The organism is Pseudomonas sp. LAIL14HWK12:I10 (genome assembly GCF_900184205.1).
GTDB lineage: Bacteria > Pseudomonadota > Gammaproteobacteria > Pseudomonadales > Pseudomonadaceae > Aquipseudomonas > Aquipseudomonas kermanshahensis.
Genome location: NZ_FXWU01000006.1, coordinates 237,876 through 260,225, shown reverse-complemented (window position 1 = coordinate 260,225; position 22,350 = coordinate 237,876). Strand labels below are relative to the sequence as shown.

The following is a 22,350-nucleotide window of genomic DNA, read 5'->3' as shown; positions in this document are numbered from 1 at the left end:
GGTTGGCGCAGTGTACCGAGCGTCATCGCGCTTGCCTGCTGGGTTTTGTATTGCAGTGTATCTGCCGTTGGCAGAGATACAGGAGGAAGCAGATCACAGGCTCGGGTGACACATACGGGATACCTGGCAGCCGTGTAATGGCTCTCGACCGGGGAGTAACCCTCCCCACCTAAAGCGTTACACAGGAGAGTTGCCATGAACCTCAAAGCCTTCGCCAGCGTCAGCCTGTTTGCCGTGTTCAGTTTCGGCGCCATTGCCGCTCAGGCCGCCACCACCGCGATGAACGATGCCAGTGTGATGCAGTACCGCTACGGTGATCATCTGGATGTGAACAAAGTCCTGTCGGTGCAGGATGATCAGGGCAACACCTGCGGCCTGGTCAACACCCGCATGGACTACCTCGATTCCAAAGGTCAGCATCGGAGTGTGGAATACCGCTCGTACGCCACCGGCGGTTGCCATGAGAATTGATCGCCGCCTGATGTTAAAGGTGGGCGGCATTGCGCTGGCCCTGACAGGCCTGGGCCTGGCGGGCTATCTGGAGGCCCGCGACAGTTACGGCGCCATGCCGTCGCTGGCGGGGGCCAGCCAGTGGTTGAATTCGCCGCCACTGGATGCGCCGGCGCTCAAAGGCAAGGTGGTGCTGGTGGACTTCTGGACTTGGGACTGCATCAACTGCCAGCGCAGCCTGCCGCATGTGAATGACTGGGCACGGCGTTACGCCGACCAGGGGCTGGTGGTGGTGGGCGTACACACGCCTGAGTATGACTACGAGCATGACGTCGCGACCTTGCGCGACAAGGTCGCTGCGCTGGGGATCGGGTACCCGGTGGCGGTGGACAACGATCACCGGGTGTGGAATGCCTGGGGCAACCAGTTCTGGCCGGCGCATTATTTTGTCGACCGCACAGGGCAAGTGCGCCACGTGCATTTTGGCGAGGGGGATTATGCGGGGCAGGAACAGGTGTTGAAGGCCTTGCTGGATGAAAAGGGTTGATGCGCCTGCACCGGCCCTTTCGCGGGGCAAGCCCGCGAAAGGGCCGGTGCCGACTCAGCTAAAACTGGCAAAATGCGCCTGCATCCGCGCCGCATCGGCCTCGCGGCCACTGAACAGCTCGAACGCCTTGACCGCCTGGAACACGGCCATGTTGCTGCCATCCAGCGTGCGGCAACCCAATGCCCGCGCGGCGCGCAGCAGTTCGGTTTCCAGCGGGAAGTAGATGATCTCCGCCACCCACAACCTTTCATGCAGCAGCTCCACCGGCAGCGGCGTCCCCGGCAGCTTGGCCATGCCCACGGGCGTGGTGTTGACCAGCCCGTCCGCCTCGGCCAATGCTGCGCGCAGGTCAGTGCCGAGCACCGCACGGCCGGCACCGAAATGCCCGTTGAGGTTGTCAACCAGCGCTTGTGCCCGCGCCGCGTCGACTTCGAACAGGACCAGCCGTTCGACCCCTTCGCCCAGCAGCGCATGGGCCACGGCCGAGCCTGCGCCACCAGCGCCCATTTGCACCACTTGCCGGCGTGCCACATCTGGCAGGCCGCGGCGCAGGCCTTCGGCGAAGCCCAGGCAGTCAGTATTGTGGCCGACCCGCTTGCCGTCCTTGAGCACCACGGTGTTCACCGCGCCGATCCCTCGGGCTTCATCCGACAGCTCGTCGAGCAGCGGCAGAATCGCCTGTTTGAACGGGTAGGTGATGTTGAGCCCGGTGAACCCGGTGTGCTGTGCGGCATCGAGCAGGCCGGGCAGGGCGCTGTCGTCTAGCTGCAATTGATCGGCATCGATCAGGCGATACAGGTAACGCAGGGATTGCGCGTCACCTTCATGCTCATGCAGCGCAGGGGTGCGCGACAGCTGGATGCCGCGGCCGATGAGGCCGGCGAGGATAGCCTGTTGGCTCATGCGGTCTGCTCCTGGAACATTTCCGCGAAGTGGCTCAGGGCCAGGCGGTAGCCATGGCTGCCCAGGCCGCAGATCACGCCGACGGCAATCGACGAGACGAACGACAGGTGGCGGAAGGGCTCGCGTTTGTGCACGTTGGACAGGTGCACCTCGATGACGGGCAGTTCACTGGCCACCAGGGCGTCGCGGATGGCCACGGAGGTGTGGGTCCAGGCGCCCGGGTTGATCAGGATGCCAGCACAGCGGCCACGGGCGGCATGGATCCAGTAGATCAGTTCGCCTTCGTGGTTGGTCTGGCGGAATTCGATTTCCAGGCCTTTGGCAAGGGCGCTGTCGGCGCAGCCTTGGGCCAGGTCAGCAAGGGTTTCATGGCCGTACTGAGTGGGCTCGCGGGTGCCCAGCATGTTCAGGTTAGGGCCGTTCAGCACAAGAATAAGGGGCTTCATGAAAGGCATCACTTTGTTGTTTTTGGATGCGCTCATCTTTGTACCACCTGGTTAGTTTCGTCAATTGCGTGAACGGGCTTAGACGGGAAAGTGGGCGATAACCGGACGTTTTGCGCCAATGCCGACCCCCGCTGATTACAGCATTGTAATGTTCACGCCACCGCCCCGATAAGCACGCCGCCCTACAGTCCCTCGCCAACGCTCGCCGACGAGGACCTGTTTCGTGCCCTGCACCCGTGCCATCCCCCGCAAGATCGCCTTGCTTTGCCTATTACTGGCGGCCACTGGCAGTGCCCAGGCCAGTGGCAGCCTGAGCCTGCCCGAAGCGCTTAGCGCTGCCTTTGCGCAAAACCCGGAACTCGCTGCCGCGGGCCGTGAAATCGGCATTGCCGAAGGCGAGCGGCGCCAAGCGGGGTTGATACCTAACCCGCAGCTGTCCTGGGAAGTCGAGGACACCCGCCGCGAGACGCGCACCACCACGGTCACCCTGAGCCAGCCACTGGAGCTGGGCGGCAAGCGGGGAGCGCGCATCGCCGTGGCCGGTGCCGGCCAGACTATCGCCCAGCTTGACCTGGAACGCCAGCGCAATGGCTTGCGCGCCGATGTGGTGCAGGCCTTCCACGCGGCCCTGCGTGCGCAAACGGCGCTGGAGCTGGCGCAACAGTCCCAGTCACTGACGGAGCGCGGGCTGCGGGTGGTGCAGGGGCGCGTCACGGCCGGCCAGTCTTCGCCGGTGGAGGCCACGCGGGCCCAGGTGCAACTGGCCCAGGCGCAGGCGCAAGTACGCCGCGCCGCCTCACAGCGCAGTGTGGCTTATCAGGCCTTGGCGCGGTTGACGGGCAGCCCGGTGGCACGCTTCGACCGCCTGCTGGCCACTGATTTGTCGCCGGGTGCCGCGCCTGCGGTCGAGGCCTTGCTGGCCAGGGTCGAACAGACCGCCGAGTGGCGCTTGGCGGCGGCGCAGGTTGAGCGCGGCGAAGCGTCGTTGGGGTCTGAAAAGGCTCAGCGCATACCCGACCTCACCGTCAGCCTCGGCAGCCAATACAGCCGCGAGGACCGCGAGCGAGTCAACGTGGTCGGGCTGTCTATGCCGCTGCCGTTGTTCGACCGTAACCAAGGCAACGTGCTGGTGGCTGCGCGACGTGCCGACCAGGCCCGTGACCTGCGCAATGCCGTTGAGTTGCGCTTGCGCAGCGAAACCCGCAGCGCCCTCAGCCAATGGGCCACGGCCATGCAGGAAGTGCAGGCCTACGACCGCACCATCCTGCCCTCGGCGCAGCAAGCGGTAGACACCGCCACCCGCGGCTTCGAGATGGGCAAGTTCGCCTTCCTCGATGTGCTCGATGCCCAGCGCACGCTGATCGAGGCGCGGGGCTTGTACCTGCAAGCCCTGGCCTCGGCGACCGATGCGCGGGCTCAGGTCGAGCGCCTGTATGGCGACCTTGAGGGCGGCTTGTGATTCAGGGGCCGCTACGCGGCCATCGCCGGCAAGCCAGCTCCCACAAATGAAGCGCCACGTTGATGCACGGTGCCGTCCCTGTGGGAGCTGGCTTGCCGGCGATGGGTCGCGCAGCGGACCCATTGGCTTGAGCAACAACACGAACAGCAGGAGCAACAATGAATAACCCACGCAAGATCGCCCTCCTGGCGGTCGCTCTGGCCGTGCTTGGCCTCGGTGGCCTGGCCTGGACCGGCAACCTCGGCCAGGCCACGAGCGGCGAAGCCCAGCACGACGCGCATGGCGAAGACGGCCACGGCCACGATGATGAGCAGGCCGAAGAAGGCCACGCCGACGAGGAAGGCAAATTGTACCTGTCCAGCGCCCAGATCGAGGCGGCTGGCGTGCAGTTGGTAGCTGCCGGCCCCCGCGAGCTGGGCACTGCCATCAGCTACCCGGGTGAAATCCGTTTCGATGAAGACCGCACCGCGCATGTCGTGCCGCGTGTACCGGGTGTGGTCGAATCGGTGCAGGCCGACCTCGGGCAGGCGGTAAAGCGCGGCCAGGTGCTGGCAGTGATCGCCAGCCAGCAGATTTCTGACCTGCGCAGCGAACAACAGGCAGCCCAGCGCCGCCTGGAGCTGGCGCGTCTGACCTTCCAGCGCGAACAGCAGCTGTGGCAGGAACGCATCAGCGCCGAACAGGACTTCCAGCAGGCTCGCCAAGTGTTGCAGGAGGCCGAGATCGCGCTGGCCAATGCTCGGCAAAAGGTCGCGGCAGTCGGCCCCGCCGGCGCCGGCAACCGCTATGAGTTGCGCGCACCCTTCGATGCGGTGGTGGTGGAAAAACACATGAGCGAGGGCGAGGTGGTCGACGCCTCCAGCAACGCCTTCACTCTGTCCGACCTGAGCCGGGTCTGGGCCACCTTCGCCGTCGCCCCCCGCGACTTGAACCGTGTCGTCACCGGGCGCAGTGTCACGGTCAGTGCGCCGGACCTGGGCGCCGAGGTCGAGGGCACGGTCAATTACGTCGGCAGCCTGCTCGGTGAACAAAACCGCGCCGCCACCGTGCGCGCCACCTTGGCCAACCCCAACGGCGCCTGGCGCCCTGGGCTGTTCGTGAACATTGCGGTCAGCGTCGAGCGGTCGACCGCCGCCGTGGTGGTACCGGAAAGCGCGTTGCAGACCTGGGAGGAGCAGACCGTGGTGTTCGTGCGTACCGAGCAAGGCTTCGAAGCACGCCCGGTGACGACAGGGCGCCGCGACGCCGGCCAGGTAGAAGTCGTCGCCGGCCTGGCTGCAGGCACTCAGGTCGCTGCCGCCGGCAGCTTCGTCCTCAAGTCGGAGCTTGGCAAAGGCTCCGCTGAGCACAGCCATTGAAACCGGGGACGACGCCATGTTCGAACGCCTGATCCAATTCGCCATCGAGCAGCGCCTGGTGGTGATGCTTGCCGTGCTGCTGATGGCTGCGGTGGGTATCCACAGTTACCAGAAACTGCCCATCGATGCCGTGCCGGACATCACCAACGTCCAGGTGCAGATCAACACCGCCGCGCCCGGTTACTCGCCATTGGAGACCGAGCAGCGCATCACCTTCGCCATCGAAACGGCCATGGCCGGCCTGCCAGGCCTCAAGCAGACCCGTTCGCTGTCCCGCTCGGGCTTGTCCCAGGTCACGGTGATCTTCGATGACGGCACCGACCTGTTCTTCGCCCGTCAATTGGTCAACGAGCGCCTGCAGGTGGCCCGTGAACAGTTGCCCGACGGCATCGAGGCGGGCATGGGGCCGATTTCCACAGGGCTGGGCGAGATCTTCCTGTGGACCGTCGAGGCCGAGGAGGGCGCGCTCAAGGACGACGGTACGCCCTACACCCAGACCGACCTGCGGGTGATCCAGGACTGGATCATCAAGCCGCAGCTGCGCAATGTGTCGGGGGTGGCCGAGGTCAACAGCATTGGCGGCCATGCCAAGCAGTACTTGATCGCACCGGAGCCCAAGCGCCTGGCGGCCTACAAGCTCACCCTCAATGACTTGATCGCGGCACTGGAGCGCAACAACGCCAACGTGGGCGCCGGCTACATCGAGCGCAATGGCGAGCAGTTGCTGATCCGCGCACCGGGCCAGTTGGACTCCGCCGAGGACATCGCCAACATCGTCATCGCCAGCGTCGACGGCACTCCGATACGCGTCAGCCATGTCGCCCAGGTTGGCCTGGGCCAAGAGCTGCGCTCTGGGGCTGCGACCGAAAATGGCCGTGAGGTGGTGCTGGGCACGGTGTTCATGCTGATCGGCGAGAACAGCCGCACGGTGTCCCAGGCGGTGGCGGCCAAGCTGGTCGAGATCAACCGCAACCTGCCCAAGGGCGTGGTCGCGGTGACGGTGTATGACCGTACCAACCTGGTCGAAAAAGCCATCGCCACGGTGAAGAAAAACCTGATCGAAGGCGCGATCCTGGTCATCGCCGTGTTGTTCCTGTTCCTGGGCAACATCCGCGCTGCGGTCATTACCGCCATGGTCATCCCGTTGTCGATGCTGTTTACCTTCACCGGCATGTTCAGCAACAAGGTCAGTGCCAACCTCATGAGCCTCGGCGCGCTGGACTTCGGCATCATTGTCGACGGCGCGGTGGTGATCGTCGAGAACGCCATTCGCCGCCTGGCTCACGCCCAGCAACGCCATGGCCGCATGCTGACCCGCGCCGAGCGCTTCCATGAAGTGTTTGCCGCCGCCCGTGAAGCACGGCGCCCGCTGATCTACGGGCAGTTGATCATCATGGTGGTGTACCTGCCGATCTTTGCCCTGACCGGGGTCGAGGGCAAGATGTTCCACCCCATGGCCTTCACCGTCGTGATCGCCCTGCTGGGTGCCATGATCCTCTCAGTGACCTTCGTGCCGGCGGCGCTGGCGCTGTTCGTGACCGGCAAGGTCAAGGAAGAAGAAGGCTTGGTCATGCGCACCGCGCGCAAGCGCTATGCGCCGGTGCTGGGCTGGGTGTTGGGCCGGCGCAAGCTGGCGTTCGCCGGGGCGGCAGCGCTGGTGGTGTTGTCCGGGGTGATGGCCAGCCGCATGGGCAGCGAGTTCATCCCCAGCCTCAGCGAGGGTGACTTTGCCCTGCAGGCGCTGCGCGTGCCAGGCACCAGCCTGTCGCAGTCGGTAGACATGCAGCAGCGCCTGGAGCGGGCGATCATTGCCCGGGTGCCGGAAGTGGAGCGCGTGTTCGCCCGCACCGGCACTGCCGAAATCGCCTCGGACCCGATGCCGCCGAACATCTCTGACGCCTACGTGATGCTGCGTCCGCCCGCGCAATGGGCTGACCCGAGCAAGCCACGTGAGGCGCTGATTGCCGAAGTGCAGCGCGCCGCGGCCAGTGTGCCGGGCAGCAATTACGAGCTGTCGCAACCGATCCAGTTGCGCTTCAACGAACTGATCTCGGGTGTGCGCAGTGATGTAGCCGTCAAAGTGTTTGGGGACGACATGGACGTGCTCAACCAGACCGCTGCGCAAATCGCCAGCAGCCTGCAGCGTGTGCCGGGCGCCTCGGAGGTCAAGGTCGAGCAGACCACAGGCCTGCCGGTGCTGACCATTGATATCGACCGCGACAAGGCCGCCCGCCATGGCCTCAATGTCGGCGATGTGCAAGACGCCATCGCCATTGCCGTGGGGGGGCGCACGGCAGGCACGCTGTATGAGGGCGACCGACGTTTCGACATGGTGGTGCGCCTGCCCGAGACCGTGCGTACCGATGTCGACGGGCTTTCCAGCCTGCTGATACCGGTACCGGCGAGCAGTGCAGCCGGCGCTGCCCAGATCGGTTTCATCCCGCTGTCGCAGGTCGCGACGTTGAACCTGCAACTGGGGCCTAACCAGGTCAGCCGTGAGGATGGCAAGCGCGTGGTGGTGGTCAGTGCCAACGTGCGTGGCCGCGACCTTGGCTCGTTCGTGCAGCAGGCCGAGCAGGCCCTGATCGAACAGGTGCAGATACCGCCCGGTTACTGGACGCGCTGGGGCGGCCAGTTCGAGCAGTTGCAGTCGGCCGCCGAGCGTCTGCAGGTGGTAGTGCCGGTGGCCTTGCTGTTGGTGCTGGCCTTGCTGCTGATGATGTTCAACAACCTCAAGGATGGCTTGCTGGTGTTCACCGGTATTCCGTTTGCCTTGACCGGTGGGGTACTGGCGCTGTGGTTGCGGGATATTCCATTGTCTATTTCCGCAGGGGTGGGCTTCATCGCCTTGTCGGGAGTGGCGGTACTCAATGGCCTGGTGATGATTGCCTTTATCCGCAGCCTGCGCGAGGAAGGGCGTACGTTGCGGGTGGCGGTCGAGGAGGGCGCGTTGACGCGCTTGCGGCCGGTGCTGATGACCGCGTTGGTGGCCTCGCTGGGGTTCATCCCGATGGCGTTGGCTACCGGCACCGGGGCCGAAGTGCAACGGCCGCTGGCGACCGTGGTGATTGGCGGGATCCTGTCGTCCACGGCGTTGACGTTGCTGGTGTTGCCGGCGTTGTACCAATGGGCGTATCGGCGCGAAGAGGGGGAGGAAGGCTGATAATGCCGGGGCTGCAAAGCAGCCCCAAAAATCTCAAACGCTGCTCCGCACCCCAGGCCGCACGCTCTCTATGCCGGCCTCATCATGCAACGAAATGCGCGACGTCTCCGGCAATGCCAACCCTCCCACCAAAGCCACCAGCGCAATCACCACCAGGTAAAACGCCGGTGCCAGGCTGCTACCCGTCTGCCCAATCAACCAGGTCGCCACCAACGGCGCAGTGCCACCGAACAGCGTATAGGCCACGTTGTAGGTAATCGCCGACGCGGTATAGCGGGTCCGTGTGGGGAAGCTTTCCGACAGCAATGCCGCAGTCACCACGCCGCTGCACAGCGCGCCCACAGCCAGCAGAATCACCCCCAGCAGCGCCCCGGACAGTGAGCCGGAACTGGCCAGCCAGTACGCCGGGAACACACAGACCATCACCCACAGGCAGGTGAAACCAATGGTCTTGCGCCGCCCCACCCGGTCAGAAAACGCCCCGGCCAACGGGCAGCCGACGGCAGCGAACAACAACGCCACAGTGGTTACCAGCAGCGATTGCGCACGGGTGAGGTTGCCGACCAGTTGCAGGTAGGTGGCAAAGTAGGTGGTGAACATATAGAACGACAGCGCCGTCAGCGAGATGAACGCCCCTAGGTTGCGGATGGCCCGGCCATGGTTGCGCAGGGTCTCCTTGAGCGGCGAGTGCTCGTGTTCTTTGCCCTGGGCCACGGCTTCGCGGAACGCCGGGGTTTCTTCCATGCGCCAGCGCAAGTACAGGCCAACCAGGCCCAACGGGGCGGCGATCAGGAAAGGCACGCGCCAGCCCCAGGCGTTCATCGCCTCGGCCGTCAGGTTCGCTTCCAGGCCGTAGGCGATCACCGCCGCGCAGGCAAAGGCAGAAAAGGTCGAGACCGGCACGAAGCTGCCGTAGAACGCGCGCTTGTCGTTGGGCGCATGCTCCATCAGGTAGGCGCAGGCACCGGCGTACTCGCCACCCGCCGAGAAGCCTTGCAGGCAACGGGCCAGGGTCAACAGCACAGGGGCCGCCAGGCCAATGCTGGCATAGGTCGGCAGCAAGCCGATCAAGGTGGTGGAGCCGGCCATCAGCAAGATGGTCAGCGACAGGATGCGCTTGCGCCCCAGGCGGTCACCCAGTGCGCCGAACACGATACCGCCGAGCGGGCGCAGGGCAAATGCCACGGCAAACACGGCGAAGGTCTTGAGCAAAGCCACGCTGGCATCTTCACTGGCGAAGAACTGGCTGGCAATCAGGGTGGCGAGAAAGCCATAGACGGCAAAGTCAAACCACTCGACGAAGTTGCCGATGGCAGAGGCGGCGATCACCCGGCGCAGGGTGGCGGGGGATACCTCATGAGGTGCGGACATGTGGGAGCTCTCCGGTTTCCATTGGCAGCCTGAATGAACGTGACGCGGTCGGGCCGCGTCATCATTGTTGTGCTTGCCAGTAGATCGGTGAGCGCCTGCGGGGGCTTCGTCGAGGGCGACACTGGGATGCCTGTTTCAACCAGGCAGGCTACTGCCGGCCAACCTTCCACGGGGCGTAGTCGAGTTCGCTGTAGCCTTCGGCTGTGCCTTGCTCATTGGTGCTGAAGCCCGGCATCGTGCTCAGGTCGAGCTTCATGCAACGGCTGTTGAGCTGCGCCTGCAGGTTGCCGTCCAGGCGGAAGGCCGCTTCACGCAGGCGGGTTGGGGAAAGCTGCACCAGGCAACCCTCGACCTTGCCTTGGGCATTGGCCTGGTAGAACACCGTCGCCTTGCCGATGCTGGTGACCGGCTGATCGCGCAGCAGCTGTTGCCAGAAGTACTCGCGCTGGGCGTTGGCGCGTTGGCGCGCACTGCCGGGGGCCTGGATAGACGCAGGCAGCTGAACGATGATCGGTGCGCGTACGTCGAGCGTTGCCTCGCCGCCGAACAGCGACGCAGGCACGACCGGGTAAATGGTCTTCCAGCACAGTGCCTCGACCAGGTTGGCCAACGCCTGATGGTCGGAGGGCATGACGTCGGCGGGCAGCAGCGCGCCGTATTTGAACGGGGCCTTGCTGGCCTTGCAGGCGACTGGGGCGCTGTGCCGGTCGAAGGTGACCTGCAGGGTGACGGCGCCCAGCTGCTCGCCGGTTGGGGCCAGGGCAATGCTGCGCTCCAAGGCGCGCTGCATCTCGACAGTGAAGGTTTTGAACGCCTGCGCATCGGCGGCTGCCTGAGTGTCCGTGGACGCGGACGCTTGGCAGCCAGCCAGGGCAATCAGAGCCGCGCTCAGGAGCGCGGGGGGCAGAGTTTTGAACACGTGAACTTCCTTGCTGAAACGGTAGCCGGGTGTCTTCGTGAGCCGGCGGGTCATGAACGTGGCAGCTTATCACTGGCAGCGCTGCCACGGGATAACCCCCGTGGCAGCGCTGTTCGATCAGAAGCGCATGTCCAGCGCCACCTCGAAGGTGCGCGGAGCTCCCATGTAGTACTGGGAGCTGTAGGCCTGCTTGGCATACACCTCGTCGGTCAGGTTGCGCACTCGCCCGGTCACTGTGGTGTGCTCATCCAGCCGGTAGCGGGCGAAGGCACCGAACAGCGTGTAGGCCGGTGCCTTGAGGGTGTTGGCATTGTCGGCATACACCGAGCCCACGTAGCGCCCATCGACCCCCGCCGACCACGCGGACGTGAAGCTGTAGGTCAACCACAGGTTAGCGACGCTGGCCGGTACGTTGACCGGTGTATTGCCCTTGCGTGACACCGATACCCCGTTGACCGCTTCGTTGAACGTGTCGTACTGCGCGTCGACGTAGGCGTAGTTGGCCTCGGCCAGCAGTTTCGGCGTGACCTGCAGCCGCCCGGACAGCTCGACGCCGCGCGAGGTCTGCTGCCCGGCCTGCACCGTCTGGTTGGCATCGTTGGAATCACGCACGGCAAAGTCTTTGCGCACGATCTGGTACAGCGCCAGCGTGGCCGCGCCGCGGCCGTCGAGGAAGTCGAACTTGCTGCCGACCACCCATTGCTCGCCCTTGGACAGGTCGAACAGGCCGACGTTGGAGTAGGTCGCCGCCGCCAGTGAACCGGCTGGCAGATCGGCCGAGCTGCTGTACTGCGCGTACACACTGGCACTGGGCGTCAGCGCGTAGGTCAGGCCGATGCGCCCGGAAAGCGGCTCCCAGCGGCGCTCGAAAAACGCCGGCGAGGTGGGCGAGACCGTTCCGTAGTTGGTCACTTGCATGTCGAGGTAGTCATAGCGCAGGGCCGTCAGCAAGGCCAGGCGATCGGTCAGTTACAGGCGGTTTTCGGCAAACACCGCGCGGTTGGTGACTTCGTGACGACGCTGCTTGGTCAGGCCGGCATTCACCCCGGGGATGTCGTCGAAACTGCCAGGGTCGAAATGGTCGGGGTCGACGACGTCGCTCCAGCTGCTCGACGTCGGGTAAAGGGTCTGGCGCATGCGCGAGTATTCCAGCCCTAGCGACCATTGGCTGGCGAAGCCGAACAGGGTGTTGTCATGGCGTAACTCGATGCGGTCGCCCAACAGATTCTGGTCGTGGCTTTGCAGGTAGGGGCTGCTGCGCTGCACATTGCCATTGGCGGTGTAGCTGTAGCGTTCAACGTTGCGGTAGTCGCGCTGGGCGTTGTAGTGGTACAGCGTGTTCTGCACGCTGGTGCTGTCGCTGAGCTGGTAGTCAAGGATCGAACGCAGCCAGCGTACCCGCTGCTCGTAGCGGCCGTCCGCGACGTTGTAGTTTTCGAAGCGGCGGCTTTTGTCGATCTTCATCGTGCTGCGGCCCGGCAGGATCGGCGAACCCCAGTACGGGCTGTCTTCGCGGTCTTCCTGGTACTCCAGCGCCAGGGTGTGGGTGAGGTTGGGCGCCAGGTCGCTGAGTACCGAAAACGCGAGGCTGTCGGTGTTGCGCTGGTTACGGTCGATGTAGCCGTTGCCCTGGCCCCGGCTGAAGTCCAGGCGCATGAAGTGGCGGGCGTCGGCGGGGTTGCTGGCCAGCGCCTGATTGATGCCGAAGGCCACTTCTGAGTCGTCGAAACTGCCGTAGCGCAGGCGGCCGTCGATGATCTGCTGATCGCGGCTGGCAAGCTTGGTGATGTAGTTGATCGAGCCGCCCACGGCGCCTGCGCCATGCAGGAAAGAGGACGGCCCGCCGATCAGTTCGACCCGGTCGAGTACCCAGGCATCCACTGGCCGTGTGGCACTGCTGTAGCCCAGGTTGATGCCGTTGTAGAGCTGGGTGACCTGGTTCTGGGTGAAGCCCCGGTAGGCGATGAAGCCGCCATAACCGGGGTTGGCCGAGGCGTTGACGCCGGTCATGGCGTTGATCACGTCCTGGCTGTCCTTGGCGCCGTGCGCCTCGATCAGGGGGCGGTCCGAGACACTGACCGACGCCGGGGTTTCCCGTGCGGTGAGGCCCAGGCGCGAACCGGTTTGGATCGGCTCGTCCAGTTGCACACCGGAGGGGGCGTCGCGTTCGCCATCGATGGTGGTGGCGTTGAGTTCAACCGGGGCAGTGTCGGCCCAGGCGAAGGTGCAAGTGCCCATGAGGAGCACCAGGGAGGTCTTGCGGATCATGTTGTCGTGTCTTCCACGCAAAAGTCATGGCTGACCGCGAGCGCGCACAGGCGCACCCGCTTGAGGTCAGGCGAACAGAAGGGCTGCGGGAAGCGCGGCGGGGGAGGCGCGGGGGTTGAGGGCAGGGCGCAAGTAGCGCGGCGGCGGTTGTGCCCAGCTGCGCACGACAATGGGCGAGGTGGCCCCGGACTGAGGCGGCAGGAACGCCCAGCCGGTGTGGGCAAGCGGCACTGCCAGGCCGAACGAGGAGCACACGGGGCAGTCGAGCTGAGCCATGTGCTGGTCGCCACCGGCGTTGTCCAGGTTGATGGCCGGGCCGTGGTCACTGCTGATCGAACAGAAACCACCCTCGAGGCCCGCCAGGCGCAGGCCACTCATCTGGCCGTGATGCAGGCCGCACAGCAATAGGCTGAACAGGACGCTGGCATAAAGCGTCCAGGCGGTCAGCGTGCGGGTCTGCCGGGTGGTTTTCATGGCGGCGAATCTATCACCCGAATGCGTGATCGGGTAGCCCTGGTGACGCAAAATGCTGGGGTGCAAAGCACCTCGCTTGGCTCAGGCCGCGCGCTCCAGCACGTCCAGCAGGTCGGCAAACTCCAACGCCAGCTTGTGCCGCGGTGCCATGTGCACCAGCGGCACCGACGCCTGGTGTGATTCGCGCATCTTGATCGAGCTGCTCAGGTACACCGGCAGCACCGGAACCCCTTCACCGCGCAACTGATCGACCAGTGTCTGGTGCAGTGCCGTGCGCCCGGCGAACTGGTTGACGACCACGCCCTCCACCTGCAGCGCTGGGTTGTGGTCCTGGCGCAGCTCCTCCACTTCGGCCATGACGCTGTGCAGCGCATGGCGCGAGAAGCTGTCGCAGTCGAACGGGATCAACAGGCGTTCGGCGGCCACCAGGGCGCTGAAGGTGTAGAAGTTCAGGGCCGGCGGCGTGTCGATGTAGATCCGCTCGTAGTCTTCGGCCAATTCCACCAGCAGCTTGCGCAGCTTGTTGATCTTGAACTTGCTCTCCAGCTTGCTTTGCAGGTCGCTGAGGTCGGGGCTGGCGGTGATCAGGTGCAGGTTGCTGTAGCGGGTTTCGGTAATCGCCACACGGGGCTTTTTGCCGTGCGCGGTGACGGATGACAAGGTCTGGCGGAAGAAGTCGGCAATGCCCGAGGGGATGGCGTCATTGACCAGGCCGGTCAGATAGTAGGTGGCATTGGCCTGTGGGTCGAGGTCGACGAGCAAGGTCCGATAGCCTTCAGCGGCACTGGCGGCAGCCAGGTTGCAGGCGATGCTCGACTTGCCGACGCCACCTTTCTGATTGAAAACCACACGACGCATGAGACGCTCATCCATGAAGAGTGAAAATGTCAGGTTGGGGTCAATCCTATGACTGAAACACGACAGTTTTATGACAAGGCTTGTAACAACTTTTGCGAATGGCCTGGCAGTGAAGGTTTGCGCGGGTCTCAGGGCTGAACCCGCGCGACACATACACGATTGCGCCCATTCTGTTTGGCCGCGTACAGCGCCCGGTCCGCCTCGCTCAATGCATCGCCAGGCTCGCTGCCTGCGCCGCCCGGCCAATGCGCAACCCCCAGCGAAATCGTCACCGCGCCCACGGGTTCCACCGGCGTATCCTGCACCGTTACCCGTAGCCGTTCTGCCACTGCTGCAGCAACCGCCAGGCTTGCCCCCGGCAGCAGCATGAGAAACTCCTCGCCCCCGGTGCGGCAAAGCAGGTCGCCCTCTCGGCAACAGCGGCGCATCAGCTCGGCCAGCCGCTGCAGTACCTGATCGCCCACCTCATGCCCATGGCCGTCGTTTACCCGTTTGAAGTGGTCGATATCGAGCACGATGGCCGAAAAAGCCCGCCCTTCGGCTTCCAACAACGACAGGCTGAATTCCAGGTTGCGGCGGTTGCCCAGCCCGGTCAGTGGGTCGGTCTGGGCATCGCGGTTAAGCCGGCCGATGCGCTCTTGCAGCAGGTTGAGCCCGAACAGCAGCGCACGCTTGAGCTCAGCCGCCTCGAAGTACCAGGCCGGCACCCGATGCAGGCGCTCGGCGGTGCCTGAGCGGTCCATCGACCTGGCCCCGGCCGCCAATTGCCAGAGTGGCCGAGCGATGGTCATCGCCAGCCACCACAGCACCAGGCTGCCCACCAGCGCCAGCGGCGCCGAGGTGCCGATAACGTTGAGCACAAGGTGGCTCAAGGGCGCCACGGTCTGCGCCAACGGTTGCTGCGCCACTACACCCCAGCCAGCGCTCGGCACCGTGGCAAACCCTGCCAGCATTTCCACGCCCTGGCTGTTGGTCAGCTGGCGGGTGCCGCTGTCCAGGGTCGCCAGTTGATCGATCAGCGGGTTGCCTTCCACCACCGTGCCCACTCGCTGGTTGTCCGGGTGATAGAGCAGGCGGCGGTTGCGGTCGACCACATAGAGGTACGAGCCGTCCTTGTAGAAGTGCTCGCCCAGCAGGCTGTTGAGGATGTTGCGCTCGCGCAGGTACAGGCTGCCACCGACGTAGCCCAGGTAACGCCCATTGGTATCGAAGATCGGCTGCGACAGTGCCACCACCAGGTTGTTGGCGGCGGACAGGTAGGGCGTCGACACCAGCGCCTTGCGCCCTTGCAAGGCCTCCTGAACCCCGGGCGACTGCACCTTGGTATTGAGGTAGTGGCGCAATGAGGCAGGGGAGATCGCCCGCAGGATCCCGTCGGCATCGACTACGAACGTCGAGTTGAAGGCCAGGCCCTGGTGCAGCACGCGGTCGGTCTCCGCCTGCAGCGCGGCGGCATCAGCCAACTGGTGGGCTTGTACGCCGGCACTGAACGACAACTGCTGCAAGGCACTGGCGATGAAGGTCTCGGTGATCGACGCCAGCTTCGCCGCGTACACCCGGTTGGCCTCCAGGGCGTGGTCGATCAGCAACTGACGCTGAACCCGGTAGCTGGCGAAATAACTGGCGCACAGCATCAGCAGCGCGGTGAGGGCACAGAGAATCAGAATGAGCGAGCGTAAATCCAGGCGCAATCCGTGCTTGGGGTGTGGCAATCCTGACCTCACTGGTACGAAAAGGGAGTAACCCTGCTGCTTGTAGGTGTAGTGCGTTATTGTCGCCGCGGCGGTGTGTTACGTCGATCAGGAACCTGCTTTTTCCAGTTCAGCCAGCTCATCTTCGACCTGCTGCATGCGCTGCTCGGCCAATGCCTGCACCTGGGTGTCGCGGGCGGTTTCGCGCATCAGCGCGGTCAGTTTTTCGCTCAGGCGCTTGCCGGCCTCAGTCTCTTCAAGTGCGCGGGCCTTGGCCGGGTCCTGCATGGCTTCGACGATGCTGGCGAATTCAGCGTCGCTGAAATTCTTTTCGCTGTAGAGCTTGAACAAGTCCTGGCGCTGGTCTTCGACCGTCAGGTGTTTGCGCAGCACCTCACGGATGCGCGCCTCGGGCACCTGCGGGTGGGCTGGGGCCAGCAACGACGCCATGCGGTCGATGTTGTGCTCATAGGCGTCCTGCAGCGGCAGTTTGGCCAGAATCTGCGCTTCGCGGGAGGGTTGTTGGTCGCAGGCGGCGAGGGCGGTGATCAGTAGCAGGGGCAGTAGCAACGTCTGGAGGCGGGGCATGGGGTGGCCTGGTTGGGCGGTCTAGGCCTGCGATTATACCGGGGTCTTGATTGCGATGAGCCCAGAATTTGCCATGGGCAACGCGCTGGGGTAGAACCTTTGCCCTCGACTCATTGCCTGTAGCCCACATGCCGAATTGGATCATCCAACCCGTCCCGCGTGACGCCATCGACGAGGTGGTCGTTTTTGTCGACAGCGCCCGCCGCGAACTTTTCCCGCAGCTTGCCGACGCACCGTTGCCCCCTGACTTGGCTCGCTTCGCCGAGACTTACTTGGACGGCGAAGGCGTGTTTCTCGAAGCCCGCGATCAGGGCCGACTGGTGGCCGTGATCGGTTATGTGCCCTATGACCACCGCTTCGCACAACTCGACTATCAGCGGGTGCGCGTGGTCGAGGTGGTGCGCTTGTTCGTGTTGCCGGCCTATCGACGCCATGGCCTCGCCGCCGCCTTGTTCGCCGCCTTGCGCGGTGCGGCCGAACAGGCGGGTGTCGAATGCCTGTACCTGCACACCCACCCGTTCCTCCCGGGCGCGATTGCCTTCTGGGAACGCCAGGGGTTCGCGGTGATCGATGTGGAGCAGGACCCCGTCTGGCAGACCACCCATATGCAGCTGACGCTGGCATGACGTCGCCGTAATCGGTCAGAAACCGCCTACAGCTGTTGTTGTGGCGTGTTCAACGCGTTCATTTCCATAACGCATCTGCTTGCTTACCGTCTCCCTCAAGGCTTACCCAACGCCCCCAAGGGAGACTCACCGATGCCACACATGGCCCTGTACAAGCTCAAGCTGCTGGACGAATTCGAAGACTGCAGAGACCCGTGGTCGTTCGGCCACTTCGAAAACAGGCTGATGGATTTGTGGCGGGGTGCCACGCGCCACGACGCCAAGGGCATCATCAATGCGGCGCACAAGGAAGGGCGTTGGCCCAATACCGTGAAGCGCTACCTGCTGACCAACTACAAGGCGTTCGGCAATGTCAGCGCAGAATTGGAGCAGACGTTTATGGAAGTGCTTGCTGCGATGACCTCGCAGGAAAAAGCCGAATGGGGCTTGCAGCCGCTATCCGCTGCAGCGTCTTGAACCGGGGGGCTGCTGCGCAGCCCGTCACCGGCACGTTGGTGCGAAGCCTGGGTCCCTGAACGATGATCAGAACCCGCCGCCCAGCGGCCATTCGACCGCCAGGCGGATCTGGTCACCATCCAGTTCCGCCTGCGCCGTGTTCCCCCGGTGCGCGTTATGCCGTACCGAGAACGTGGTGCCCTTGGCCTTGCCACTCTGCACCACATAGCGCGCTTCCAGGTCGCGCTCCCAGTGCTTGCCACCCTTGCCATAACCCAGGTACGCGTAGCCGCCGGTGGGGTCGACATGCGTGCCATCGATATCAAACCCGCGCACGTACAGCGCCGTCAGGTTCAACCCGGGCACACCGTAGGCGCCCATGTTCAGGTCATAGCGCGCCTGCCATGACTTCTCGTTCGGTGCATTGAAGTCCGACATCTGCACGGCGTTGGCGATATAGATCGCGCCCCGCGTCACATAGTCGAACGGTGTATTGCCGTCTACCTGCTGCCAGCCCAGGCTGAACCCGTGCGGCCCCTGGTTGTAACGCGACACCAGGCTCCAGGTGGTGTTGTCGATGCGCCCGGACAGCGCCTTGCCAGTGTCGGTGGTGCGGTACAGGTTGAGGTCCAGGCTCAAGCTGCGCCGGTCATCCAGGGCGTGGGTCAGGGTGCTGCCCAGGTAGTGCTGGTTCCAGCTGTCCTCGTAGCGCGAGGTATACAGGCTGCCGCTGAAGGCCGCGCCGGGGTTCCAGACCACGCCGGCCAGGTCGAAGGCATTGCCCTGGCGGCCATTGGAATAGTTCACCACGAACCCTTGATCGTGGCTTGAAGCGTTGCGATCCGCGTTTTCATTGAAGTGGCCGGCCACCAGCCGAAGCGTGTCGATCTCGTTGCTGGTGAGGAAAAACCCCGTCGCGGTCTCGGGCAGCAAGCGGCTGTCGGACGAACTGAAGACCGGGGTTTTCACCCGCTGCTCGCCGTAGGACAGCACCGTGTTCGACACCCGCATCTTCAAGGCTGCGCCTGCTCGGCTGTATTCGTTTTTCGGGTGCCCGTCGTTGTCGATGCCCAGCAAGCGCGCCTTGCCGGCACGGCCACCGCCGCTGTCGAGCTGTACGCCCAGATAAGCGTGGGCATCGACACCGACGCCGATCAGGCCTTGGGTAAAGCCAGACTGCAAGGTCCCCATCAAACCGTAGGCCCATTCCTCAGCTTTGCCGCTACGTTCGTCGCGTGGCTTGTAGGCATTGCGTGCACTGCTGTTGCGCCCGCCATGCTTGTAGTCGCGCTGGTCGAACACGCTGCGGTTGAGGATGCTCCAGCTGGCGTCTTCTACCAAACCGTTGCTCTGGGACTGAGCGGAGTCAGCCAATGCGAGCGGGGTAAGCCCGAGCAGAGGCAGGGCCAGCAACAGCCGGCTCATTGCCCGGCCCCCAGCTTCTGCAGTTGCGCTTCGAAGCGGGTTTTTGCCCGTGCAGGCAGGCTGGCAGGCACTGTGGTCGGCGCCGCGTCACCCACCTGGATCACCATCACCATGCCCATCGCCAGGTGCGGAATGCACTGGATACCGTACATGCCGGGTACGCTGAAGGTGTGCTCGTAGGGCTGGTTGAGCTTGCTCTTGAACGCCTCAGCGCCCTGCGGCAGCAACCCCGGCACACTGGCTGCGTTGTGCCCACTCATGGTCGGCACAAAGCGCACGGTATCGCCGGGTGCGATGCGCAAGTGGTCCGGCTCGTAGACCATCGCGCCCTGCGTACCGCGGTTGAGCATCTTCACTTCATGCACGTCTGCCAGCGCGGCAGGGGCAAACAGGGTGCTGGCGAGCAGCAGGGCGACAGGGCGCAACAGCATGGTGGGAACTTCCTGGTTCAGGGGGCGCGAAAACGCAGAATGCGTGCGCCGTCGAAGGGGTCGGTAAGGTAGTGGGCGTGTACGCCGAAGGTGCTCAGCAGGCGCTCTGGGGTGAGGACGTCGAGCGGCTTGCCGAGGGCGACCAGGCAGCCTTTGTCGAGCACCGCGAGGCGGTCGCAGGTCAGCGCCTGGTTGAGGTCATGCAGGGCCACCAGCGTGGTAACCGGCAGCCCCTGCACCTGTTGCAGCAGGCTCAGCTGGTGCTGGATGTCCAGGTGGTTGGTCGGTTCGTCGAGCAACAGCACCTGGGGGCGTTGCGCCAGGGCGCGGGCAATGTGCACGCGTTGGCGTTCACCACCTGAAAGCGAATGCCAAAGCCGCGTGCGCAGGTGCAGGGCATCCAGGTCGGCCAAGGCCTGCTCGACGATGGCGCGGTCTGCTTTGCTGAACGGCGCCAGGGCCGACAGCCAGGGCGTGCGGCCCAGGGCAACGGCGTCGTACACGCTGATGGCGTCAGCGGTATCCGCCTGCTGCTCGACCAGCGCCAGGGCCTGGGCAATGCGCCGGCGTGGCAACTGCGTGAGCGGCTCGCCCAGCAGCTCGACACGGCCACTGTCAGGCTTGCGCAGGCCCGCCAGCAGTTTGAGCAAAGACGACTTGCCCGAGCCGTTAGGGCCGACGATGCCCAGCGTTTCGCCGGGGATAACGGTTAGCTCGATGTCGCGCAGTACAGGATTACCGCCCAGCTGCAGCCTTAAGCCCTGGCAGGCCAGGGGGGCAATCTTCACGTTGGCCATGACGGTCATGGGCGCCCCCTTCTGCTGACCAGAATCAGCGCGAACACTGGCGCGCCGATCAGCGCGGTCACCACGCCCACCGGGATCACCTGGCCTGGGATCAGCGTGCGCGACAAGATATCGGCGCTGATCAGGAACAGTGCGCCGCCCAGCGCACTGGCCGGCAGCAGGCGGCTATGCCCGGGCCCCAGCAGCAGGCGCAGGGCGTGGGGAATGACCAGCCCGACAAAACCGATGGCGCCGACGATGGACACCATCACCGCCGTCACCAGCGCGGCACAACTGATCAGCAACAACTGGGTGCGCCGCACCGGGATCCCCAGCGACGCGGCCGAGTCGGCGCCGAAGGTAAAGGCATCCAGCGCGCGGCGATGCCACAGGCACACCACCAGCCCGAACAGTGCCACGGGCAGGGCCAGCCACACGGACGGCCAGCGCACGCCACTGAGGTTGCCCAGCAGCCAGAACAGAATGCCGCGCGCCTGCTCTGCGGTGGCCGACTTGGTGATGAGGAACGCGGTCAGCGCAGTGAACAGTTGCGAGCCAGCGATGCCGGCGAGTATCACCTGGGCGTTGTTGCTGCTCGGCCCGGCGGCGCGTGCCAGCACCAGCACCAGCGCAAATGCCGCCAGCGCGCCGATGAAGGCGCCCCCGGACATGCTCAGGGCGACGCTGCCCAGCCCCAGCAGCCCCACCATCACCGCGCCGGTCGAGGCACCGGCCGACAACCCCAACAGATAGGGCTCGGCCAGCGGGTTGCGCAGCAGCGCCTGCAGGATCACGCCACACGTGGCCAGCCCGGCGCCACAGGCGGCGGCGACCAGGGTGCGGGTCAGGCGGTAGTTCCAGACGATACCGGCATCGATGGGGTCGACCGGGTAACCGGACTGCCACAGGTGATTGGCCAGCACTTGGTAGACCACGTTCGGCGCCAGGTTGCTCTCGCCGATCGCCGTGCCGGCCACCAGCGCGACACACAGGGCTGCCAGGGCCAGGGCGCTGTAGGGCAACAGGCGGCTCATCACTGGGCTGCTTTACCGCTGGCGAACGCCGTCGACAGCGTCTGCAGGCCACGGAACAGCCGGATGCCGGCCTGCATGGCGTCGGCGTCGAGGACGATGATGCGGTCGTTCTTCACCGCGTCCATGTTGCGGGTAACCGGGTCGTTGCGCAGGAATTCGAGTTTTTTCTGGTAGTCGTCTGCCGGGAAGCGGCGACGGTCCATGCGGGCGATGATCAACCAGGTCGGGTTGGCCTTGGCCAGGGTTTCCCAACCCACGGTCGGCCATTCTTCGGTGGACTCGACCACATTGCGCACCCCCAGGGTACGCAGCATGAAGTCAGCCACCCCTTGGCGGCCGGCGACGTAGGGGTCGATATCCAAGTCGGCGCTAGAGAACCAGAACAGCGCCGAGGTGTTCGACAAATCCTTGCCAGCCAAGTGCGCCTTGGCGCTGTCCAGGCGGCCCTTGAGGTCGGCGTTCAACGCGGCGCCGCGGTCTTGCACGTCGAAGATTTCGGCCAGCTGGTTGACGCTCTTGTAGATGCTCTCGACCTGGAACGCCTGCAGGCGGGTGCCGTCGGCGCCCACCAGGTTGTCTTTGCCTTCGCAGTCCGACGGCAGCAGGTAGGTCGGGATCTTCAGCTCGTCGAACTGCTCGCGGGTGCCGACCACGCCTTGTGCGCCGACCATCCATTCAAACTGAACGGCCACCAGTTGCGGACGCTTGCCGACCACTGCCTCGAAACTGGGGTCGTTGTCGGCCAGGCGCTCGACCTTGTCGTTCAGCGCCTTGTACTCGGGCAGCACGTTGTTGAACCACAGCGAGGTGCCGGCCAGTTTGTCGCCCAGCCCCAGTGCGTAGAGCATCTCGGTGCCGGCCTGGCCAATGGTCACTGCACGCTCGGGCGCGTGGGCGAAGGTCTGCGGCATGCCGCAGTTGTCGACCGTGAGCGGGTAGTGGGTGGCGGCAGCCTGGGCCAGGCTGGTGAGGCCGAGGCCGGCGATCAAAGCGACAAGACGAGGCAGCATGAGGGGACGATCTCCTATCGAAGGGTTCACGGAATGAACGCACGGACAGGCATCGCCGAGCCCCGTGCACGCGGCAGGGGGCAGCACCCAGAAAAGGGTGGAGATGGCC

Annotated in this window: 20 protein-coding genes and 1 pseudogene; 7 read left to right on the top strand and 14 right to left on the bottom strand. The window is 64.8% G+C overall.

Going from position 1 to position 22,350, the window contains the following annotated elements; all coding sequences use genetic code 11:
- The first annotated feature begins 195 nt into the window (after window positions 1-195).
- Window positions 196-471 carry a DUF2790 domain-containing protein gene (locus tag QOS90_RS15790; protein ID WP_027593855.1) on the top strand — a complete coding sequence of 92 codons (276 nt, stop codon included), beginning with the start codon at window positions 196-198 and terminating at the stop codon, window positions 469-471.
- A gap of 10 nt (window positions 472-481) precedes the next feature.
- Window positions 482-997, top strand: a complete 516-nt coding sequence (locus QOS90_RS15785; RefSeq protein ID WP_085273255.1) for a thioredoxin family protein — start codon at window positions 482-484, stop codon at window positions 995-997.
- Between the two features lie 54 nt (window positions 998-1,051).
- Here the strand turns inward: QOS90_RS15785 and QOS90_RS15780 are convergent, their stop codons facing one another.
- Entirely contained in the window at window positions 1,052-1,900 is an 849-nt protein-coding gene (locus QOS90_RS15780) for a shikimate dehydrogenase (RefSeq protein WP_085273256.1), read from the bottom strand.
- Window positions 1,897-2,346: a type II 3-dehydroquinate dehydratase gene (aroQ, locus tag QOS90_RS15775; RefSeq protein WP_085273356.1), complete on the bottom strand. Its 450-nt coding sequence runs from the start codon at window positions 2,344-2,346 to the stop codon at window positions 1,897-1,899. The genes QOS90_RS15780 and aroQ overlap by 4 nt, the downstream gene beginning before the upstream one ends.
- 223 nt (window positions 2,347-2,569) lie before the next feature.
- On the opposite strand from aroQ, the gene QOS90_RS15770 reads away from it, so the two are divergent.
- From QOS90_RS15770 to QOS90_RS15760, 3 genes are all read left to right on the top strand, one after another.
- A complete protein-coding gene (locus QOS90_RS15770) occupies window positions 2,570-3,805 on the top strand; it encodes a TolC family protein (RefSeq protein WP_256577399.1) in 1,236 nt (411 codons plus the stop codon).
- Between the two features lie 158 nt (window positions 3,806-3,963).
- On the top strand, window positions 3,964-5,163 hold the full coding sequence (locus QOS90_RS15765; protein WP_085273257.1) for an efflux RND transporter periplasmic adaptor subunit: 1,200 nt from the start codon (window positions 3,964-3,966) through the stop codon (window positions 5,161-5,163).
- A gap of 16 nt (window positions 5,164-5,179) precedes the next feature.
- On the top strand, window positions 5,180-8,326 hold the full coding sequence (locus QOS90_RS15760; RefSeq protein ID WP_085273258.1) for an efflux RND transporter permease subunit: 3,147 nt from the start codon (window positions 5,180-5,182) through the stop codon (window positions 8,324-8,326).
- A gap of 33 nt (window positions 8,327-8,359) precedes the next feature.
- On the opposite strand, the gene QOS90_RS15755 is transcribed toward QOS90_RS15760, so the two are convergent.
- The 7 genes and pseudogenes from QOS90_RS15755 to QOS90_RS15725 all read right to left on the bottom strand — a co-directional run bounded on the left by QOS90_RS15755 (window position 8,360) and on the right by QOS90_RS15725 (window position 16,495).
- Window positions 8,360-9,697, bottom strand: coding sequence for an MFS transporter (locus tag QOS90_RS15755; protein ID WP_085273259.1), 1,338 nt, complete (start codon window positions 9,695-9,697; stop codon window positions 8,360-8,362).
- 148 nt (window positions 9,698-9,845) lie between these two features.
- On the bottom strand, window positions 9,846-10,616 hold the full coding sequence (locus QOS90_RS15750) for a hypothetical protein (protein ID WP_027593847.1): 771 nt from the start codon (window positions 10,614-10,616) through the stop codon (window positions 9,846-9,848).
- A 117-nt stretch (window positions 10,617-10,733) separates the two neighbouring features.
- Window positions 10,734-12,884: pseudogene (locus QOS90_RS15745) on the bottom strand (TonB-dependent receptor).
- Between the two features lie 66 nt (window positions 12,885-12,950).
- Window positions 12,951-13,358: a DUF2946 family protein gene (locus QOS90_RS15740; RefSeq protein WP_085273260.1), complete on the bottom strand. Its 408-nt coding sequence runs from the start codon at window positions 13,356-13,358 to the stop codon at window positions 12,951-12,953.
- 81 nt (window positions 13,359-13,439) lie between these two features.
- Window positions 13,440-14,216: a ParA family protein gene (locus QOS90_RS15735; protein ID WP_085273261.1), complete on the bottom strand. Its 777-nt coding sequence runs from the start codon at window positions 14,214-14,216 to the stop codon at window positions 13,440-13,442.
- 128 nt (window positions 14,217-14,344) lie between these two features.
- Window positions 14,345-15,928, bottom strand: coding sequence for a sensor domain-containing diguanylate cyclase (locus QOS90_RS15730; RefSeq protein ID WP_085273262.1), 1,584 nt, complete (start codon window positions 15,926-15,928; stop codon window positions 14,345-14,347).
- Between the two features lie 87 nt (window positions 15,929-16,015).
- Entirely contained in the window at window positions 16,016-16,495 is a 480-nt protein-coding gene (locus QOS90_RS15725) for a hypothetical protein (RefSeq protein WP_085273263.1), read from the bottom strand.
- A 128-nt stretch (window positions 16,496-16,623) separates the two neighbouring features.
- On the opposite strand from QOS90_RS15725, the gene QOS90_RS15720 reads away from it, so the two are divergent.
- Window positions 16,624-17,121, top strand: a complete 498-nt coding sequence (locus QOS90_RS15720) for a GNAT family N-acetyltransferase (protein WP_085273264.1) — start codon at window positions 16,624-16,626, stop codon at window positions 17,119-17,121.
- Window positions 17,122-17,253: 132 nt separating this feature from the next.
- Window positions 17,254-17,577 (top strand): hypothetical protein, encoded by a 324-nt coding sequence (locus QOS90_RS15715; protein ID WP_027593840.1) that lies wholly within the window; start codon window positions 17,254-17,256, stop codon window positions 17,575-17,577.
- 66 nt (window positions 17,578-17,643) lie between these two features.
- On the opposite strand, the gene QOS90_RS15710 is transcribed toward QOS90_RS15715, so the two are convergent.
- From QOS90_RS15710 to QOS90_RS15690, 5 genes are read right to left on the bottom strand one after another with little or no spacing between them, the layout of a single operon-like run.
- The gene (locus QOS90_RS15710) at window positions 17,644-18,981 is read right to left on the bottom strand and encodes an OprD family porin (RefSeq protein WP_085273265.1); all 1,338 of its coding nucleotides are present in this window, start codon (window positions 18,979-18,981) and stop codon (window positions 17,644-17,646) included.
- Window positions 18,978-19,412 (bottom strand): pseudoazurin, encoded by a 435-nt coding sequence (locus tag QOS90_RS15705; RefSeq protein ID WP_085273266.1) that lies wholly within the window; start codon window positions 19,410-19,412, stop codon window positions 18,978-18,980. Before QOS90_RS15705 ends, QOS90_RS15710 begins: the two co-directional genes overlap by 4 nt.
- 17 nt (window positions 19,413-19,429) lie before the next feature.
- Window positions 19,430-20,209 carry an ABC transporter ATP-binding protein gene (locus QOS90_RS15700; protein WP_371918141.1) on the bottom strand — a complete coding sequence of 260 codons (780 nt, stop codon included), beginning with the start codon at window positions 20,207-20,209 and terminating at the stop codon, window positions 19,430-19,432.
- 5 nt (window positions 20,210-20,214) lie between these two features.
- The gene (locus QOS90_RS15695) at window positions 20,215-21,231 is read right to left on the bottom strand and encodes a FecCD family ABC transporter permease (protein ID WP_085273268.1); all 1,017 of its coding nucleotides are present in this window, start codon (window positions 21,229-21,231) and stop codon (window positions 20,215-20,217) included.
- Window positions 21,231-22,241 carry an ABC transporter substrate-binding protein gene (locus QOS90_RS15690; RefSeq protein ID WP_085273269.1) on the bottom strand — a complete coding sequence of 337 codons (1,011 nt, stop codon included), beginning with the start codon at window positions 22,239-22,241 and terminating at the stop codon, window positions 21,231-21,233. Before QOS90_RS15690 ends, QOS90_RS15695 begins: the two co-directional genes overlap by 1 nt.
- Window positions 22,242-22,350: the final 109 nt, after the last annotated feature.

Excerpts from the sequence above, each read along its gene's own strand:
- QOS90_RS15695 (WP_085273268.1), bottom strand. The coding sequence starts at position 21,231 with ATGAGCCGCCTGTTGCCCTACAGCGCCCTGGCCCTGGCAGCCCTGTGT.
- aroQ (WP_085273356.1), bottom strand. The coding sequence starts at position 2,346 with ATGAAGCCCCTTATTCTTGTGCTGAACGGCCCTAACCTGAACATGCTG.
- QOS90_RS15780 (WP_085273256.1), bottom strand. The coding sequence starts at position 1,900 with ATGAGCCAACAGGCTATCCTCGCCGGCCTCATCGGCCGCGGCATCCAG.
- QOS90_RS15755 (WP_085273259.1), bottom strand. The coding sequence starts at position 9,697 with ATGTCCGCACCTCATGAGGTATCCCCCGCCACCCTGCGCCGGGTGATC.
- QOS90_RS15715 (WP_027593840.1), top strand. The coding sequence starts at position 17,254 with ATGCCACACATGGCCCTGTACAAGCTCAAGCTGCTGGACGAATTCGAA.
- QOS90_RS15735 (WP_085273261.1), bottom strand. The coding sequence starts at position 14,216 with ATGCGTCGTGTGGTTTTCAATCAGAAAGGTGGCGTCGGCAAGTCGAGC.
- QOS90_RS15705 (WP_085273266.1), bottom strand. The coding sequence starts at position 19,412 with ATGCTGTTGCGCCCTGTCGCCCTGCTGCTCGCCAGCACCCTGTTTGCC.
- QOS90_RS15760 (WP_085273258.1), top strand. The coding sequence starts at position 5,180 with ATGTTCGAACGCCTGATCCAATTCGCCATCGAGCAGCGCCTGGTGGTG.
- QOS90_RS15690 (WP_085273269.1), bottom strand. The coding sequence starts at position 22,241 with ATGCTGCCTCGTCTTGTCGCTTTGATCGCCGGCCTCGGCCTCACCAGC.
- QOS90_RS15720 (WP_085273264.1), top strand. The coding sequence starts at position 16,624 with ATGCCGAATTGGATCATCCAACCCGTCCCGCGTGACGCCATCGACGAG.
- QOS90_RS15725 (WP_085273263.1), bottom strand. The coding sequence starts at position 16,495 with ATGCCCCGCCTCCAGACGTTGCTACTGCCCCTGCTACTGATCACCGCC.
- QOS90_RS15700 (WP_371918141.1), bottom strand. The coding sequence starts at position 20,209 with ATGGCCAACGTGAAGATTGCCCCCCTGGCCTGCCAGGGCTTAAGGCTG.
- QOS90_RS15710 (WP_085273265.1), bottom strand. The coding sequence starts at position 18,981 with ATGAGCCGGCTGTTGCTGGCCCTGCCTCTGCTCGGGCTTACCCCGCTC.
- QOS90_RS15785 (WP_085273255.1), top strand. The coding sequence starts at position 482 with ATGTTAAAGGTGGGCGGCATTGCGCTGGCCCTGACAGGCCTGGGCCTG.
- QOS90_RS15740 (WP_085273260.1), bottom strand. The coding sequence starts at position 13,358 with ATGAAAACCACCCGGCAGACCCGCACGCTGACCGCCTGGACGCTTTAT.
- QOS90_RS15765 (WP_085273257.1), top strand. The coding sequence starts at position 3,964 with ATGAATAACCCACGCAAGATCGCCCTCCTGGCGGTCGCTCTGGCCGTG.
- QOS90_RS15790 (WP_027593855.1), top strand. The coding sequence starts at position 196 with ATGAACCTCAAAGCCTTCGCCAGCGTCAGCCTGTTTGCCGTGTTCAGT.